This is a genomic window from Rhodococcus wratislaviensis, assembly GCF_041228765.1.
Taxonomy (GTDB): Bacteria; Actinomycetota; Actinomycetes; order Mycobacteriales; family Mycobacteriaceae; genus Rhodococcus_F; species Rhodococcus_F wratislaviensis.
On the sequence record NZ_CP150488.1, the window covers coordinates 3,310,624 to 3,327,026 of the forward strand.

Below are 16,403 nucleotides of genomic sequence, written 5' to 3' on the forward strand. Positions count from 1 at the left end.
TAATGATTCCGTATAGAGAAGCGTGACAGGGGTCACAATTCATGTCAAGACCCAAAATTGAATTGATCCAGATTCGGACGCGAGTGCGATCCGTGGCGTGCTGGAATCACGAAGAATGAAAGCTGTTGTGGAACAACAGTTCACAAAAGGGTGCGCTGAATCGCGGGGCCCTGGTCGGGCGGCGCTGTGCTCACCTCACGACCGTGAATACTCGGATGCCCTGCGGATCTCTTCGGGGGACGGACGCACACCGGTGTAGAGGACGAACTGCTCCGCCGCCTGCAGCGCGATCACCTCGGCGCCGGTGATGACGGTCTTGTGGCGTTCGGCGGCGGCCCGGATCAGCGGTGTCGCGGCAGGCATGGCGACCACGTCGAACACGGCCTCCGCCGCGTCGATCGCGTCGAGTTCGAACGCCAGATCGTCGGCTTCGGGACCGCCCGCCATGCCGACGGGGGTGGCATTGATCAGGAGCCCTGGCCGTGCCGCGCCGAGTTCGGGTCGCCACTCGAATCCGTACAGCTTCGCGACGGCGCCGCCCGTCGTCTCGTTGCGGGCGACCACGGTCACGTCCGTGAAGCCGTAGTCGCGCACGGCGGCGACCACAGCTTTGGCCATTCCGCCGCTGCCGGCCACCGCCACGGACAGCGAGTGGGGCAACGCGTTGTCGCGCAACAGGTTCGCGATGGCCTGATAGTCGGTGTTGTGGGCGTGCAACACCCCGTCCTCGTTGACCACCGTGTTGACGGACTCGATGACCGACGCCGATTCGTGCATCACGTCGACGTACTCGATGATCTGCTCCTTGAACGGCATGGAGACGCCGGCGCCGCGAATGCCCAGCGCGCGGATGCCGCCGACCGCGGCCTGGAGGTCGTTGGTGGTGAACGCTTTGTAGACGAAATTGAGGCCCAGCTCGCCGTACAGATAATTGTGAAACCGGGTGCCGATGTTGCTCGGTCGGCCGGAGAGCGAGATGCAGAGAAGAGTGTCTTTGTCGAGCTGGTTCATCCGGTAAATACTAGTAGTGGGCTCCCATCCGTGCGCGTTCTCAGCTCCGAATACACGGTGACGACGGCAAAGGAGCAGGGCTGCGATGACAACGACGATCGGTGACCGGCACGAGGCGGCGCGGACGCCCCGGAGGCGGCGGCACCTGGTCTCCCGCGCGCTCGCCGGAGTGATCGCCGCCGGCATGGTGCTCGGGGTGGGCGAACTGCTGTCGGCGCTGATCGACCCGAACTCGTCACCGTTCTATGCGGTCGGGTCGACGACGGTGGACCGCAGTCCCGCCTGGGCTCGCGAGTTCGCGATCGACACGTTCGGCACCAACGACAAACCCGCACTCTTCGTCGGCATGACGATCCTCATCGTGCTCCTCGCCGCGACCGCGGGCATCGTCGAGCGCCCTCGGGCCCCGTTCGGCAGCGCGATCCTGGCGGTTCTCGGGCTGGTGGGAATCTATGCCTCGACCCAGCGCTCCAGCGCCACGTGGATGTTTGCGCTGCCTACCTTGGTGGGGGTCGTTGCCGGCATCGCGGTTCTGCGGGTGCTGACGACCGCCGCGCGGGCGCCCGAGGACTCCGACGTCGAGGATTCGTGGTTGCCGCGCCGGACATTTCTTCTGTTGGCCGCGGCCGCCGCAGCGACTGCCGCGGCCGCGGGAGCCGCCGGCCGGTACCTCGGGCAGCAGGTCGCGGGCGCCGTGGACAACCGCCGTGCCTTCGCCGTTCCCGAGGTGACGGACCGGGCCGCCCCGATCGCTCCGGGCACCGACATCGACGTGCCGGGCGCCACCCCGTTCGTCACGTCGAACGACGAGTTCTACCGGATCGACACCGCACTGCGGGTCCCGCGGTTGACGACGGACGACTGGCAACTGCGCATCCACGGCATGGTCGACCGCGAGCTCACGCTGACGTGGGACGACCTGGTCTCGAGGACGCCCGTGGAACGGGTGGTCACGTTGACGTGCGTGTCCAACGAGGTCGGCGGAAATCTCGCGGGCAATGCCACGTGGATCGGCTACCCGATCAAGGACATCCTCGACGACGCCGGTGTGCACCCCGACGCCGACATGCTGTTGTCCACGAGTAGCGACGACTTCACGGTGGGCACCCCGGTCGAGGCCCTGCGGGACGGACGCGACGCGATCCTCGCGGTGGCGATGAACGGCCAGCCGTTGCCGTTCGAACACGGTTACCCGGTGCGGCAGGTGGTCCCCGGTCTCTACGGCTACGTGTCGGCCACCAAATGGGTGGTGGACTGGGAACTCACGCGATTCGACAAGGCGGAGGCCTACTGGACGAAGCGCGGCTGGTCCGCGGAAGGTCCGATCAAGACCGCGTCCCGGATCGACGTGCCCGCCCCGTTCGCGCCCACCGCGCCCGGGCCGGTGCTCGTCGCCGGAACCGCTTGGGCGCAGCACCGCGGCATCGAGAAAGTGGAGGTGCGGGTCGACAACGGCGAGTGGCAGACCGCGACTCTCGCCCCGCAGTACACCATCGACACCTGGCGGCAGTGGACCTGGGAGTGGCAGGCCACGTCCGGGCTGCACACCCTCCAGGTGCGTGCCACCGATCTGGACGGCAACGTTCAGGTGGAGGAGCGGACCCCGCCGATCCCGGGTGGCGCCACCGGCTGGCACACGCGTTCCTTCACGGTGAGTTGAGGCGCTCACGGGCACCGCTGCGCCACCTCGGCGAGCGCGTCGCGGTCCGCCAGCGTCACGGGAAGCCCGTACTCCACCGCCACGGAGAGGTACTTGCCCGCGTAGAAGCAGTGGTACGCCGGGTTCGGCGGTAGCCAATCCTGCGGGGTCTGGTCGCCCTTGTCCTGATTGTCCGCTCCGTTGACGGCCAGCAGATTGAACATGACGTCGTTGGCGAACCGGAGCCGACGCTCGGGCGACCACGTCGACGCGCCCATGTCCCACGCCGCCGCCAGCGGGTAGACGTGGTCGATCTGAACGGCTTTCGCGTCGGCTCGGTCGAACGGAAGCACGTCGCCGGAGTACGGATCGGCCAGGACCCCGCTCAGCACCACACAGTCGCGGGTGCCGTCGCGGAACGCCACCGAGCGGAGGTCGATCGCGAGAACGTTGTTGCGGGTGTCGCACCCGTCGTGGCCGCCGGCGGCGTCCTGGTCGTCGGTCCAGGCCGGGCCGAAGACGCACAACTCCTTGCCCGAACACCCGCGCTGGTATCCGCCGGGGTGCGGACGGGATACGACCGTCGCGACCCGGCCGAGCAACTCCTCGATGTGCGCGCGGGGCGGACTGCCCGGCGCGGGCTCGTCGCCCAGGTCGAGAAGCGACACCCCGCAACCGGAGACCGACAGGATCGTGGCCATCCACGCGGCCGCCCACAGAAGTCTCATGCGTCCCCCCGGCGCTCGACGACTTTCCCCCTACCGCCCGGAGTATGCACCGGGCCCCCGACAGGTCAAGTGAAGGGGAGGCGTACCGCGGCGATCGACGACAGGTGCATGCCGTCGTGGCCGATCACCCAGGAACCGCCGCTCTGCCGGCATTCCGCGAGCAGATCGAGGGTGCGGAGGAGGAAGAAGATCGCTTCGCTGGGGGTGGGGGTGACCGCAAGCCTGTGTGCTTCACCGTGTTTCATCCCGTCGAGCCACACGCCCGACTGCCCGTCCAGTCGAATCGTGACGATGTGCGTGGCATCGACGAAGGCGTACTTCCGTTGCTCCCACGGAGTGGTGAGCGCGTACCCCTGTTCGAGAACCTGGATCAGGATGCTCATGACCGACTCCCGAGTGTCCGGCAGTTACGTCTCTCCAGCATCTACCTCGGAACGGGTGAAATCCAGACCTGCTAACCGAACTCGATCACGACCTTGCCGCTCGTGTGACCGGACTCCACCATCGCGAGAGCGTCACCGGCGTGTGCGAACGGGAATCGGTGCGCGACCCGCGGGTCGAGGGTTCCGTCGGCCACCAGCGCGGCCAGCTCCGCGAACACCGCGGACGTTCGGCGCCGTTCCACTCCCGAGCCGCCGAGGTCCCGCGCGGCGAGCGGGTCGCCGGTGCTGATGATCGCCGCCGGATCCGCGACCACCCGCGCCGCCTCGGCGAGCGCGTCACCGCCGACGAGGTCGAAGATGGCGTCCACCGGGCCGGGCACGCGTGCGGCCAGTCTCTCTCCGGACGCCACCCAGCTGGCGCCGAGCGATTCGACGACCTCCCGCTTGCTCTCGCTCGCGACTCCGATCACGCTGACGTCCCGCGCCGCGGCCAACTGCAGCGCCGCCACCCCCACGCCACCGCCCGCGCCGACGACGAGCAACCGACTGCCGGGCGCCAGGTCCAGGGTGGCCAGCGCGTCGTACGCGGTTCCCGCTGCGACGGGAAGCGTGGCCGCGTCGGTGAACGAGACCGAGTCGGGCTTGTGTGCTGCCGAGGCCGTGTTGACCAGCGTGTACTCGGTGTATCCGCCGAACCCGGTGGCGGTCGCGCCGAACACGGGATCGCCGACCGCGAAGCCGGTCACCCGGGGACCGGTCTCGGCGACCACACCGGCGACCTCCCGGCCGAGAACGGCGGGAAGAGTGACGGGGACGGTGTCCTTGCGCGTTCCCGCCCGCACCTTCCAATCGGCGGGATTCACGCCGGCCGCATGGACGGCGACCAGCAGCTGTCCGGGACCGGGGGAGGGAACGGGGACGTCGAAGAACTGCTGTGTCTCGGGGCCGCCGTACTCGCTGAAGCCGTATGCCATGCTCACGCCCACAGTCCTATCACGAACCGGGGCCAGAATTCGGGCACGAAGAAGGCCCGCCGAATTGGAGTCGGCGAGCCTTCTCATGAGAACTCAGGAGCCGAACAGGCTGCCTAGGGAGCCTGTGCCTCCGCCTCCGCCACCGCCACCCATCAAGGGTCCGAGGACCTGGATGAGTTGAACGAGAACTTCCAAGATCTGTTCCATGTCCATTTTGTCTTCCTCCGATCACTGCGATCACGTTCGGCAGCGATCCCGGTGAGTTACCGGCGTGGACAGCCGCCAACTCGTTCATCGGTGGAATATCGTCGAGGGTTACATGTCTCGAGCAGGGACTTCTCCCGCTGTCGGTCGCGCCTGATTGGATGGGTGCATGCTGCACGGCCTCTGGACACCCGGTTCGGGCCTCATGCTGTGGGTCGAGGACCGGAATCCGGCCGCCGAGGAGCCGACGGATGCGGTCGGACGGGTGCTGGCACGGAAGTTCCGGCACCACGTGAAGGTGCCGATGCCGACGCCGTCGGGGCCGGAGATGCTCGAGTGGGCCGCGGTCGCGCTGGCACCGCCGGATGCGACGGAGTTCCTGCTGTCGGTGTCTGCCCGCGACCCCCGGATCTCCGGGGATCTGCGCTACCTCGCCCACGTCGCCCGCGGTGTCGAGCGGTGGGCACGGGCCGGCCGGGTGGTGCCCGAGGCACACCGGGCGGAGGGCGGCTGGTGGCCGCGCTGGCGGCTGCTCGGCGGTGAGCGCCAGCGTGCGTGGCTCACGGAGCTGGCCGTCGCGATGCCGCCGGTCCAGCGTCACGGCACGACCCCCCGAGCCGTGCTCGACGACATGGTCACCGAGCTGACCGATCCCGTCGCCCGCCGGGTCCTCGAACGACGGCACCCGGACGATTCCGGCACCGATGCGGATCACCCGCTGATCGCGGCGCTCGTGCGCGGCGACCAGTTCGCCGAGGGCACCGCCCAGCTGTCGGGTTCGCTGGACGGGTGGCGCGACAGCCTCAAGGTGGACGAGCCCGAACTGGTGCTGCGGCTCCTCGAGCCGGAAGACGTGGACGTGGAGGGGGACTGGGATCCGGACACGGTGTTGTGGCGACTGGAGGTCTGTCTTCGTCCGGAAGGCGAAGCGCCGGTGCCGATCCCGCTGCACCGCACGGAGGCGAGTCGCCTGCAGATCGGGGTGCGCAAACTGACGGAGGCCGTCTCCGCCTACCCGCGACTGCAGGACGTCCCCAGTGACCCCGACAGCCTGGACCTGATGTTGCCCACCGCCGTGGTCATCGACCTCGTCGGGCACGGGGCGGTGGCGTTGAAGGAGAAGGGCATCAGCCTGCTGCTGCCGCGGGCGTGGAGTGTGGCGTCGCCGTCGATGCGGCTGAGGGTGAGCTCGCCGAGCGCCCCGGCGAGCGCGGAGAACCGGGCGGTCGGCAAAGACCAGCTGGTGCAGTACAACTGGGAACTGGCACTCGGCGACACGGTTCTCACCGCCGCGGAAATGAATCGACTGGTCAACTCGAAGAGTGATCTCGTGCGACTGCGCGGCGAGTGGGTCCGGGCGGACCAGGAGGTGCTCTCCCGCGCCGCGCGTTACGTGGCGGAGCGGCACGCCAGCGGCGACCGGGCCATCGTGGACCTGCTGAAAGACCTGATCGCGGACGATCTCTCCGACCTTCCCGTCGAGGAGGTCACGGCCACCGGCTGGGCGGCCGCGTTGCTGGACGGCGACACGAAGCCGCAGGACGTGCCGACGCCGGACGGGTTGGACGCCACGCTGCGCCCGTACCAGAAGCGGGGGCTCGACTGGCTGGTGTTCATGAGCCGCCTCGGTCTCGGCGCCGTCCTCGCCGACGACATGGGTCTCGGCAAGACGCTGCAGTTGCTCGCGCTCCTGGCCCATGAAAACGCGCCCACCCCCACCCTGCTGGTGTGCCCGATGTCGGTGGTCGGCAACTGGCAGCGCGAGGCGGCACGCTTCGTTCCCTCGCTGCGGGTGCTCGTCCACCACGGTCCGCAGCGGCTGAGCGGTGACGACTTCACGGCCGCCGTGACGCAGAGCGATCTGGTGATCACCACGTATGCGCTGCTGGCCCGCGACGTCGCAGAGCTGAAGGAGCAGGACTGGCGGCGCGTCGTGCTGGACGAGGCGCAGCACATCAAGAATGCGAAGACGTCGCAGGCGCGGGCGGCGCGGAGCATTCCGGCGGCGCACCGCGTCGCGCTGACGGGCACTCCGGTCGAGAACCGACTGGACGAATTGCGCTCGATCCTGGACTTCGCGAATTCGGGCATTCTGGGTTCGGAGGCGATGTTCCGCAAGCGGTTCGTGGTGCCGATCGAGCGGGAGCAGGACGAGACGGCCGTCGCCCGGCTCCGCGCGGTCACGTCCCCGTTCGTGCTGCGCCGCGTCAAGACCGATCCCGCGGTCATCGCCGACCTCCCCGACAAGTTCGAGATGACGGTCCGCGCCAACCTCACCGCGGAGCAGGCCGCGCTGTACCGGGCGGTGGTCGACGACATGATGGCGCAGATCAAGGACAAGAAGGGGATGAAGCGCAAGGGCGCCGTCCTCGCTGCCCTGACGAAACTCAAGCAGGTGTGCAACCACCCGGCGCATTTCCTGCGCGACGGGTCGGCGGTGATGCGGCGCGGACAGCACCGCTCCGGCAAGCTGGGGCTCGTCGAGGACATTCTGGACTCCGTGGTCGCGGACGGCGAGAAGGCGTTGCTGTTCACCCAGTTCCGGGAATTCGGTGACCTCGTCACCCCGTACCTCGCGGAGCGTTTCGGTACTACCGTGCCTTTTTTGCACGGGGGTGTCTCCAAGCAGAAGCGCGACGACATGGTGGCCTCGTTCCAGGGCGACGACGGGCCGCCGATCATGATGCTCTCGCTGAAGGCGGGCGGGACGGGCCTGAACCTCACCGCGGCCAATCACGTCGTCCACCTCGACCGGTGGTGGAACCCGGCGGTCGAGAACCAGGCCACCGACCGGGCGTTCCGGATCGGCCAGCGGCGGGACGTGCAGGTGCGCAAGCTCGTGTGCGTCGGAACCCTGGAGGAACGGATCGATGCGATGATCGCCACCAAGCAGGAGCTGGCCGATCTCGCCGTCGGGACGGGTGAGAACTGGGTGACGGAGATGAGCACCGAGCAACTGGGTGAACTGCTGCGACTCGGTGACGAGGCGGTGGGCGAATGACGAACCGGCGACCCGGGCCGTACTTCGGCCAGTACGGCAAGCGACGACCGGTGACGGGCGGGCTGGAGGCACGGTCCCGGCGGGGATCGTTCGGGCGCACGTGGTGGGGCCGCGAGTTCGTGGACATCATCGAGTTCGTCGCCGACAAGGGCCGGATGAGCCGCGGACGGAACTACGCGCGCAGCGGTCAGGTGATCTCGCTCGAGATCGCCGGTGGGATGGTCACGGGGGAGGTCCAGGGCAGTCAGCTCCAGCCGTTCGTCGCGACCGTCTCGATCGACCGCCTCGACGAGGCGGAAGTCGCGGAACTCGTCGCGCTGGTGCGTCGGCAACCCGGCAGTCTCGCGATGCTGGCGGGCGGCGGAGTTCCGGAGGTTCTGGGGCCCCTGCTGCTGCCCGCCGGGGCGTCGGCGCTGAACTACGACTGCACCTGCCCGGACGACGGCTGGCCGTGCAAGCATGCGGCCGCGGTCGCGTACCTCACCACCGAACGCATCGACGAGAACCCGCTCGAGATCCTGACGCTGCGCGGCGTCGATCTGGACATGCTGATCGACGGTGTCGGCGGCGACTCCTCCGACGCGGACGTCGACGACTGGTTCGGCGACGACTCCTCGCTGCCCGCCCTGCCCGACGCCGACTTCCGGGCGGCGATCGACGACCTCGACCCCCTGCTGCTGCGGAAAGCGGTCCGATCGGTCAGTGAGGACGAGCGTGCGGTGGACGCCGCGATCCGGGAGCTGAAAGCGCTGTACCAGCACTTCCGCTGACCGTGCGATGATGAGGACGCGGAAGCTCGCCTCGTTCCGCGACCGGGAGCTGGTCAGTCATGTTGACGGTCTACCTGCTCGGCGAACAGCGTGTATCGAACCCGGAGGATGCCCGGGTCGGCCCCATCTCGTCACGGGCGATCGCGCTGCTGGCCTATCTGGTGCTGCACGCCGGTCTCGCCCAGTCGAGGAACCGTCTCGCAGGGCTGTTCTGGCCGGAGTCGAGCGAGCAGCAGGCCCGCACCAACCTCCGGCGGGAACTGCACAACCTTCGCGGTCTCCTCGGATCGGACGGTGCGCTCGCGGCGGACGGGCCGACGCTCACCTGGACGGACTCGCCGTCGTGCCGGGTGGACGTCGACACTTTCCGCAACGAGCGGTCGTCCGCCGTCGCCGCCCTCGCCGATTCCGACGCGCGGGCATTTCTCGATCACGCGGACCGCGCGATCGACACCTATCGCGGCGAGCTCATGCCCGGCACGTACGAAGACTGGGTCCTCGAGCACCGCGAGGTGCTGCGCAGGCAGTGCGTCGAACTCTGTGAGGCGACGGTGCGGGTGTTGCGGGAGTCGGGTGACGTGGAGACGGCCACGGCGTGCGCACGCCGGCGTATCCAGCTCGACCCACTGGAGGAGGTCGGGTACCGGACGCTCATGGAACTGCAGGCCGCGTCGGGCGACCGGGCGGCGGCGATGACCACCTACCACCGGTGCGCGGCCGTTCTGGAAACCGAACTCGCGGTCGCACCGAGCGCGGCGACCAGCAGACTGTTCGACAACCTGCTGGGGGAGTACCCGAGGGCCGGTGCCGCCGCATCTCGCAGGCCCGAACGCGTCCGGGCCGCGGTGCCCGCTCTGATCGGACGGGAGCGTGAACGCGGGGAGCTACAACGGCGCTGGCGGCAGTCGCTCGACGGCAGGCAGGGACTGCTGCTCGTCTCGGGGGACGCGGGTGTCGGCAAGACCCGGTTGACCACCGAACTCGCGGAGATCGCCCGCGCCGACGGGGCGGTGGTGGCGACGACGCGGTGTTTCGGACTGCCGGGCCGCGTCGCGCTGGCGCCCGTCGCCGAGTGGCTGCGCAGCCCGGGATTTCGGTCCGCGATCGGGTCGCTGAACCCGATGTGGCGGGCCGAGGTCGAACGGCTGGTCCCGAGCGCCGAGGCCGGGCCGCGACCGTCGACGTCCCGGGCGATGGTGGACGCATGGCAGCGTCACCGGTTCTTCGAGGGCACGACGCGGGCGGTGCTGTCGTCCGGCCGGCCGGTCCTGCTCGTCCTCGACGATCTGCAGTGGTGCGACGCGGAGACGGCGGCCTGGCTGGCGTTCCTGCTCTCACTCGACACCCACATGTGCGTCCTGGTGGCGGCGACCGCCCGCACGGACGAGGCGCGGTCCCGCCACGATGTGCGGGAAGCGCTGCGAGCCCTCCGGTCGGCACGGCTGGTCACGGACGTCGAGGTGGACCCGTTGACCTCGGAGGGGACCGCGGAACTGGCGCGGTCCCTCGGCGGCCGGGCGCTGGACCCCGCGGAGGAGGCGGTCCTGTACGCCGCGACCGGGGGCTACCCGCTGTACGTCGTCGAGGCCGCCAGGATGGTGCCCGGCACGGATGCGACCGGGGGCGCCGACGACCTGGGGGAGGTGCTGCAGCGGCGGCTCGAACAGTGCTCGGAACCCGCGCGGGACGTCGCCGGCCTTGCCGCTGCGCTCGGCACGGATTTCGATCTGGACCTGCTCAGCGAGGCGAGCGACCTGGACACGGATTCTCTCGTCCAGGCGGTGGACGAACTGTGGCGGCGGAGGATCGTCCGGCCGGCGGGCACCGGCTACGATTTCGTGCACGACCTGGTCCGGGAGGCCGCGTACCGCTCGGTCAGCCCGCCGCGCCGCTGGCTCCTGCATCGGCGCCTCGCGCAGGGACTCGAACTTCTCCACGCGGGCAGCACCGACGACGTGGCAGCGCAGCTCGCCGAGCAGTATCGGCGCGGCGGCCGCCCCGACCGCGCCCTCCACTACCTGCAGCGCGCCGCCGAGGTGGCAGCCAGCATGTTCGCGAACGCGGAGGCTCTGCGGCACTTCCGGGACTGCCTCGACCTTCTCGAGGCGATGCCGGTGGGCCGCAACCGGGACGCTCACGAGGTGGACGTGCGGCAGGGCATGTCGGCGCCGCTGACCACCCTGTACGGGTACTCCTCTGCCGAGCTCGAGCAGACGCTGGACCGCACCGTGGAGCTGGGGCAGCGTCTCCGGCGGCCGAAAATCGTGCTCGGCGCCCTGATCGGATTGTTCGCGGCACATTTCGTGCAGGGGCACACCGCGCAGGCCCACGGCATCGGCGCGCGTGCCCTCGAACTGTCCGCGGCCGATCCCGAATTCGAGGGTCAGGCGCAGTTCTCCGTGGCGGGGGCTGCCCTGGCTCTCGGCCGGCCGAGGGATGCGATCGAACATTTCGACGTCGCGCTGGGATCGTTCTCCGACGACTATTCCTTCATCCTCGGGACCAGGCTCGAAGTGCATGCCCACGCCTGGGAGTCGCACGCGTACTGGATGATCGGTGACGAGCAGAAGGCGGCGCGGTCGTGCGCGAATGCCCTCGCATTGGGCAGGACCTGCGGCCACCCCTACAGTCTTGCGGTGGCGTTGGGATACGCGTCGGTGCTGAATCAGATGCGAGGCGACGACACCGCGCTCCTCGCCTCACTCACCGAGTTGCGGGAGCTGTGCGAGCGCTACCACTTCGCCTACTACAGCCAGTGGTCGCAGATCCTCGAAGGCAGGCTCGTCGGCGGCGAACCCGGTATCGCGAAGATCCGCCAGGGGCTCGCCGAGTTGCGGCGGCAGCGGGCGTTCGCGCGCATGGCCTACTGGCTCTCGCTGCTGGCGGAGGTCCAGATCGACGTCGGTCACACCCGCGCGGCCCGCGCCACGCTCGATGCCGCCCTGATCGCCGCCGAGCAGTACGACGACCGCTGGTGGTTGCCGCAGGTGCTGCGTCTGCGTGCGGGCGCCGGGCCGTTCGCGGGCGGGACGTCGGCGCGAACGGTGCGCGAACGCCGGATTCCTACGGTGTGAATTACCAGGTAAGGCCCTTCCGGGGCCCGCCGATCCGAGGAGAAGGTCATGAGCACCACCACCACGAATTCGACACCGTCGACGACGACGCCGCCCCCCTACGCAGAACTGGCCGCATCGTTGCGCGGAGAGTTGATCACCCCCGACGACGACGGCTACGACGACGCGCGTGCGGTGTACAACGCGATGATCGACCGTCGACCCGCGGCCATCGCACGGTGCGCCAACGCCGCGGATGTCGTCGCGTGCGTGCGGTTCGCGCGGGAGCATCACGTCGAACTCGCGGTTCGCGGCGGGGGCCACAACGCGGGAGGTCTCGGCGTGTGGGACGACGCCCTCGTGATCGATCTGTCGGGGATGCGCGCAACCACGGTGTCGCCGGCCGACCGGACCGTCCGGGTGGACGGCGGGTGCACCTGGAGCGACGTCGACCATGCCACCGTGCCGTTCGGCATGGCCACCCCGTCCGGGTTCATCGCCTCCACCGGTGTCGGCGGGCTGACGCTCGGCGGCGGAATCGGCTACCTGACGCGCCGTTTCGGTCTCACCGTGGACAACCTGCTCAGCGCCGATGTCGTCCTCGCCGACGGCACTCTGGTGACGGCGAGCGAACGGTCCCACCCGGACCTGTTCTGGGCGCTGAAGGGAGGCGGCGGAAACTTCGGTGTGGTCACGTCGTTCCAGTTCGCGTGTCACGACATCGGCGACCACGGCACCGTCGTCGGCGGGCCGGTGCTGTACGACCTGGAAGACACCCCCGACGTGATGCGGTGGTACCGCGAACTCCTGCCGTCGCTGCCCGAGGAACTCAACGGCTGGATCGGCCTGCTGACCATTCCGCCGGCGCCCCCGTTCCCCGAGGAACTGTGGGGACGCAAGGCGTGCGGCATCGTCTGGTGCTACACCGGCGACCCGGACAAGGCCGACGCGGTACTCGAACCGATCCGCGCCTTCGGAAACCCGCTGCTGGTCGGACTCCACGAAATGCCCTTCACCGCATTGCAATCCGCCTTCGACGGACTGTACCCGGCGGGGTTGCAGTGGTACTGGCGCGCGGACTTCGTCCGGGAGATCTCCGACGACGCCATCGACATCCATCTGGACTTCGGCCGTCAGCTGCCCACCGGTCATTCGACCATGCACATGTATCCCATCGACGGCGCGGCGACGCGGGTCGCCGAGGATGCCACCGCGTTCGCGTACCGGGACGGCGGCTGGGCCGGGGTGATCGTCGGTGTCGACCCGGATCCGGCCAACGCCGAGGTCATCACGGACTGGGCCAAGCGGTACTGGGAGGCCCTCCACCCGACGACGGCGGGCGGGGCGTACGTCAATTTCATGATGTCCGAGGGCGAGGACCGCGTGCGTGCCTCCTATCTCGGCAACTACGATCGGCTCGCGCAGGTGAAGGCGAAGTGCGATCCGGACAACCTCTTCCATGTGAACCAGAACATCCGTCCCGCGGTCCGGTCGGAGCAATAGGCGCAGCCGTATGGATCCGGGGCAGGTGTGGGCGGCGGCATGGCCCGTCCTGATCGGCGCGGCAGTGGGCCTGCTGGTCGTCTGGGTGGTGTTGGCGCTGGTGCTGTGGCGATCGAGACCCGACAGCACCGGGATCGGGGAGGCGATCCGGCTGCTGCCGGATCTGCTCCGTCTCCTGCGCCGACTCGCAGCCGATCCGGACCTGCCCCGCGGTGTGCGCGTCCGGCTCGTCCTGCTGCTGGTCTACCTCGCGGTTCCGATCGATCTGATACCCGATTTCGTCCCCGTCATCGGATACGCCGACGACGTGATCATCATCGGTCTCACGCTTCGTTCGGTGGTTCGCCGCGCAGGCCCGCAGGTCGTGGCCCGGCACTGGCCGGGCACCCCGGAAGGCCTCGAGGCCGTGCGCCGGGTAACGTGCCTTTCCACCTGCTCGTGACGTCCGGACCGAGAGGATCCCGCCATCAGTAGCTCCCGAGACGATCTGCCCGCGTTCACGTACCCGGAGGTGGGTGCGAGCCGCGACGTTCCCTTCCCCGCGGGATATCACCATCTGACCGAGCAGAAGGTGATCGGTTACGGGGCAGACGCATTCGACGCGGCCGCCACCCACCTCTGTGCCTGGGGTATGCACCGCGGCGCCGGGCTGGACGTGCGGGCCGACGCTCCGACGGCCGCACCCGGCACATCGGTGGAACTGCGATGGGGCATCGGTCCGCTTCGGCTGACGTTCTCCTGCCGGGTCGTCTACGTGGTCGACGAACCGCATCGCAGGGGATTCGCCTACGGGACGCTGCCGGGTCACCCCGAGAGCGGAGAGGAGAGCTTCGTCGTCGAACAGCGGCCGGACGGCACCGTGCTCGCGACCATCTCGGCGTTCTCGAAACCGGGTCGGTGGTTCACCCGGCTCGGCGGACCCGCGGGCCGGGTCGTGCAGCGGGTGATGACACGCAAGTATCTGGAGGTGTTGGCCGAGGCCGCACGGTAGGCCGGAGCGTCCGGATCACGTATTCTCGTGGTTGGACCGGACCGGACGGGACCTTTGCAGTCCCACTGTCTGATCCGATGTGTCCGACCCCTGACAGAGCTGGAGCCGCCGGAATGATGCCCGTACATCTACGCGACAGCGTGATTCCGAAGCACGAGCAACTCCGTGCCATCCTGCTGCACAAGTGCACCAAGGAACTTCAGCCCGGCGACCTGATGACGAGTGAACGAAAACTGATGCAGGACTACGGCGTCAGTCGGATCACGGTTCGTGAGGCGATCGGGCAGCTCGTCAACGAGGGCCACCTGGTGCGGGTGCGTGGCAAGGGCACGTTCGTGGCGCATCGTCCGGTGCAGTCGAAACTCCACCTGGCCTCGTTCACGGAGGAGATGCGGGCGCAGGGGCACAAGCCGACGACGGTGGTGCTCGAGAGCGAGGAGGACGCGGCGCCGGAGGCCACCGCGAAGGCGCTGCGCATCGCGCCGGACACCCGCGCCTATCACGTCAAACGGCTGCGGCTGGCGGACGGCGAACCGGTCAGCGTGGACGACGGGTGGTTCAACGCCGCGCTGCTTCCCGGCCTGCTGGACCTCGACCTCACGGGCTCGATCTACCGGGCCACCGCCGACAAGTACGGCATGCCGATCGACCGGGCGGAGCAGACCGTGAGCGCCGACGGGGCGAGCCAGGAGATCGCGACCCTGCTCGGCATCAAGAAGGGCGCCCCGGTGATGTACTTCGACCGGGTGTCCTTCAGCGGCCCCACACCGGTCGAGCACACCCGCAGCTGGTACCGGTCCGATCGCTATCAACTGCAGATGGAAGTTCAGGGGGAGCGGGCTCAGCGCAGCGTCTGAGCCAGGCTTACAAGTTGTCGGCCGGTCGGGCATTCTCTGCTCATGGCTGACACACAACGCAACGAACAGTCAAGGCCGAGTTCGACATCGACAGCTGGGATGAGGTTCCCTACGACGAGCCAGCCGAAGGCCTGAAATTGACCAGGGTCGTGATCCGCAAGACCTACCGAGGCGCTCTGGCGGGAACCGGGGTCGCGGAGGTTCCGACCGCGCAGGGTCCCGAAGGTGCCGGTTACGTAGCTTCGGAACGCATCCAAGCGACGCTGGACGGCCGGCACGGAACGTTCGTCATTCAACATGGCGTTGCGCCGGCACCCGGACAATGGTGCGGACCGGCGTACCCTCGCCGACCCGCACCACGTCGATGTGTCCGAACGCAGGTTCCCTCTGTCCCTACGGCGCCGTCCAGTCGAACAGGGCGTCGCCCGTGCTCACGTCGGATCCCACGGTGTCGGTGGACACCGAATCCGGCGTGGAATCCATGACGACGATCGGGCAGATGGCGGAGTATCCCGTGCCGTCGATCTCGGTCGGATCGAACCGCACCACGGGATCACCCGCGTCGACCTCGTCACCTTCCGCCGCCAGCAGGGTGAACCCCTCGCCCTTCAGCTTCACGGTGTCGATTCCCAGGTGCACCAGCACACCGCCGCCCGCCGAGCCCAGGATGACGAACGCGTGCGGGTGCAGTTTGAGGATCTTGCCCGAGATCGGTGCGAGCACGTCGAGAGCGCCACGGTCGCGCGCTGGTTCGATCGCGACTCCGGCACCCACCATCTGTCCGGCGAACACGGGGTCGGGCACGTCGGCGAGGGCGAGCACTCGGCCGGGCAGCGGAGCCTGAACGGACAGGCTCACAGGATGTCCTCGATGTCCTCGGCCAGCGTGTCCGCCTCGGGGCCGACGATGACCTGGACGACGCTGCCCGCCTTCAACACGCCGTGGGCGCCTGCGGCCTTGAGCGCGGCCTCGTCGACCTTGGCGCCGTCCTTGACCTCGGTGCGCAGGCGGGTGATGCAGGCCTCGATCTCGACGATGTTGTCGGCACCGCCGAGGCCGCTGATGATTGCGTCCGCTTTGGACATCGGTTCTCCCTCGTAGTTCGCGTTCGAGCTGCAGGTGATGGTGCTGGATGGGTTAGCTGGATCACATTTGCCTGTTGACATCCTGTGCTCACCTGGTCAAACTAGCAACTGGTTATGACCGGACAGTACCCGTTGGGGGTGCTGGTCCACAATAGTTTTCCCGAAGCCGTACGACGCGCTCGCCGCCGGCGGTTTCGGGACTCA

At 68.7% G+C, this 16,403-nt stretch carries 14 protein-coding genes and 1 pseudogene; 9 read left to right on the forward strand and 6 right to left on the reverse strand.

From position 1 onward, the window contains the following. Window positions 1-195 precede the first annotated feature (195 nt). A complete protein-coding gene (locus WKC72_RS15125) occupies window positions 196-1,011 on the reverse strand; it encodes a shikimate 5-dehydrogenase (protein ID WP_268789945.1) in 816 nt (271 codons plus the stop codon). An 85-nt stretch (window positions 1,012-1,096) separates the two neighbouring features. Here WKC72_RS15125 and WKC72_RS15130 point away from each other — a divergent pair, with 85 nt between their 5' ends. Beyond that, window positions 1,097-2,671, forward strand: a complete 1,575-nt coding sequence (locus tag WKC72_RS15130; protein WP_370183176.1) for a molybdopterin-dependent oxidoreductase — start codon at window positions 1,097-1,099, stop codon at window positions 2,669-2,671. Window positions 2,672-2,676: 5 nt separating this feature from the next. Here WKC72_RS15130 and WKC72_RS15135 read toward each other — a convergent pair whose 3' ends face one another. The 3 genes from WKC72_RS15135 to WKC72_RS15145 form a co-directional block, all read right to left on the reverse strand. Continuing rightward, window positions 2,677-3,378, reverse strand: a complete 702-nt coding sequence (locus WKC72_RS15135) for an HNH endonuclease family protein (RefSeq protein ID WP_112298690.1) — start codon at window positions 3,376-3,378, stop codon at window positions 2,677-2,679. Between the two features lie 65 nt (window positions 3,379-3,443). Beyond that, window positions 3,444-3,761, reverse strand: a complete 318-nt coding sequence (locus WKC72_RS15140) for a hypothetical protein (protein WP_037240073.1) — start codon at window positions 3,759-3,761, stop codon at window positions 3,444-3,446. 71 nt (window positions 3,762-3,832) lie between these two features. Further along, window positions 3,833-4,735 (reverse strand): NADP-dependent oxidoreductase, encoded by a 903-nt coding sequence (locus WKC72_RS15145; protein WP_112298689.1) that lies wholly within the window; start codon window positions 4,733-4,735, stop codon window positions 3,833-3,835. Between the two features lie 373 nt (window positions 4,736-5,108). Between WKC72_RS15145 and WKC72_RS15150 the strand changes: the two genes are divergently transcribed. From WKC72_RS15150 to WKC72_RS15185, 8 genes and pseudogenes are all read left to right on the forward strand, one after another. Further along, window positions 5,109-7,940, forward strand: a complete 2,832-nt coding sequence (locus tag WKC72_RS15150; RefSeq protein ID WP_370183178.1) for a DEAD/DEAH box helicase — start codon at window positions 5,109-5,111, stop codon at window positions 7,938-7,940. Then, the gene (locus WKC72_RS15155) at window positions 7,937-8,710 is read left to right on the forward strand and encodes an SWIM zinc finger family protein (protein WP_037240066.1); all 774 of its coding nucleotides are present in this window, start codon (window positions 7,937-7,939) and stop codon (window positions 8,708-8,710) included. The genes WKC72_RS15150 and WKC72_RS15155 overlap by 4 nt, the downstream gene beginning before the upstream one ends. A gap of 59 nt (window positions 8,711-8,769) precedes the next feature. After that, a complete protein-coding gene (locus WKC72_RS15160; protein WP_370183180.1) occupies window positions 8,770-11,784 on the forward strand; it encodes an AAA family ATPase in 3,015 nt (1,004 codons plus the stop codon). Window positions 11,785-11,832: 48 nt separating this feature from the next. Next, window positions 11,833-13,266, forward strand: coding sequence for an FAD-binding oxidoreductase (locus tag WKC72_RS15165; protein WP_370183181.1), 1,434 nt, complete (start codon window positions 11,833-11,835; stop codon window positions 13,264-13,266). A gap of 10 nt (window positions 13,267-13,276) precedes the next feature. After that, a complete protein-coding gene (locus WKC72_RS15170; RefSeq protein WP_370183182.1) occupies window positions 13,277-13,708 on the forward strand; it encodes a YkvA family protein in 432 nt (143 codons plus the stop codon). Between the two features lie 69 nt (window positions 13,709-13,777). Then, window positions 13,778-14,257: a DUF1990 family protein gene (locus WKC72_RS15175; RefSeq protein WP_037240059.1), complete on the forward strand. Its 480-nt coding sequence runs from the start codon at window positions 13,778-13,780 to the stop codon at window positions 14,255-14,257. 113 nt (window positions 14,258-14,370) lie between these two features. Continuing rightward, window positions 14,371-15,114: a GntR family transcriptional regulator gene (locus tag WKC72_RS15180; RefSeq protein WP_370183185.1), complete on the forward strand. Its 744-nt coding sequence runs from the start codon at window positions 14,371-14,373 to the stop codon at window positions 15,112-15,114. Between the two features lie 83 nt (window positions 15,115-15,197). Next, window positions 15,198-15,599: pseudogene (locus tag WKC72_RS15185) on the forward strand (DUF3224 domain-containing protein); the annotation flags it as partial. Here the strand turns inward: WKC72_RS15185 and WKC72_RS15190 are convergent. Both WKC72_RS15190 and WKC72_RS15195 read right to left on the reverse strand, forming a co-directional pair. Then, window positions 15,508-15,972 (reverse strand): PTS glucose transporter subunit IIA, encoded by a 465-nt coding sequence (locus tag WKC72_RS15190; protein ID WP_268789955.1) that lies wholly within the window; start codon window positions 15,970-15,972, stop codon window positions 15,508-15,510. The pseudogene WKC72_RS15185 and the gene WKC72_RS15190 sit on opposite strands and share 92 nt — an antisense overlap. Continuing rightward, window positions 15,969-16,199 carry a glucose PTS transporter subunit EIIB gene (locus WKC72_RS15195; RefSeq protein WP_005563039.1) on the reverse strand — a complete coding sequence of 77 codons (231 nt, stop codon included), beginning with the start codon at window positions 16,197-16,199 and terminating at the stop codon, window positions 15,969-15,971. Before WKC72_RS15195 ends, WKC72_RS15190 begins: the two co-directional genes overlap by 4 nt. Window positions 16,200-16,403 lie beyond the last annotated feature (204 nt).

Coding starts and splice junctions, on each gene's coding strand:
- WKC72_RS15125 (WP_268789945.1), bottom strand. CDS start 1,011: ATGAACCAGCTCGACAAAGACACTCTTCTCTGCATCTCGCTCTCCGGC.
- WKC72_RS15130 (WP_370183176.1), top strand. CDS start 1,097: ATGACAACGACGATCGGTGACCGGCACGAGGCGGCGCGGACGCCCCGG.
- WKC72_RS15135 (WP_112298690.1), bottom strand. CDS start 3,378: ATGAGACTTCTGTGGGCGGCCGCGTGGATGGCCACGATCCTGTCGGTC.
- WKC72_RS15140 (WP_037240073.1), bottom strand. CDS start 3,761: ATGAGCATCCTGATCCAGGTTCTCGAACAGGGGTACGCGCTCACCACT.
- WKC72_RS15145 (WP_112298689.1), bottom strand. CDS start 4,735: ATGGCATACGGCTTCAGCGAGTACGGCGGCCCCGAGACACAGCAGTTC.
- WKC72_RS15150 (WP_370183178.1), top strand. CDS start 5,109: ATGCTGCACGGCCTCTGGACACCCGGTTCGGGCCTCATGCTGTGGGTC.
- WKC72_RS15155 (WP_037240066.1), top strand. CDS start 7,937: ATGACGAACCGGCGACCCGGGCCGTACTTCGGCCAGTACGGCAAGCGA.
- WKC72_RS15160 (WP_370183180.1), top strand. CDS start 8,770: ATGTTGACGGTCTACCTGCTCGGCGAACAGCGTGTATCGAACCCGGAG.
- WKC72_RS15165 (WP_370183181.1), top strand. CDS start 11,833: ATGAGCACCACCACCACGAATTCGACACCGTCGACGACGACGCCGCCC.
- WKC72_RS15170 (WP_370183182.1), top strand. CDS start 13,277: ATGGATCCGGGGCAGGTGTGGGCGGCGGCATGGCCCGTCCTGATCGGC.
- WKC72_RS15180 (WP_370183185.1), top strand. CDS start 14,371: ATGATGCCCGTACATCTACGCGACAGCGTGATTCCGAAGCACGAGCAA.
- WKC72_RS15195 (WP_005563039.1), bottom strand. CDS start 16,199: ATGTCCAAAGCGGACGCAATCATCAGCGGCCTCGGCGGTGCCGACAAC.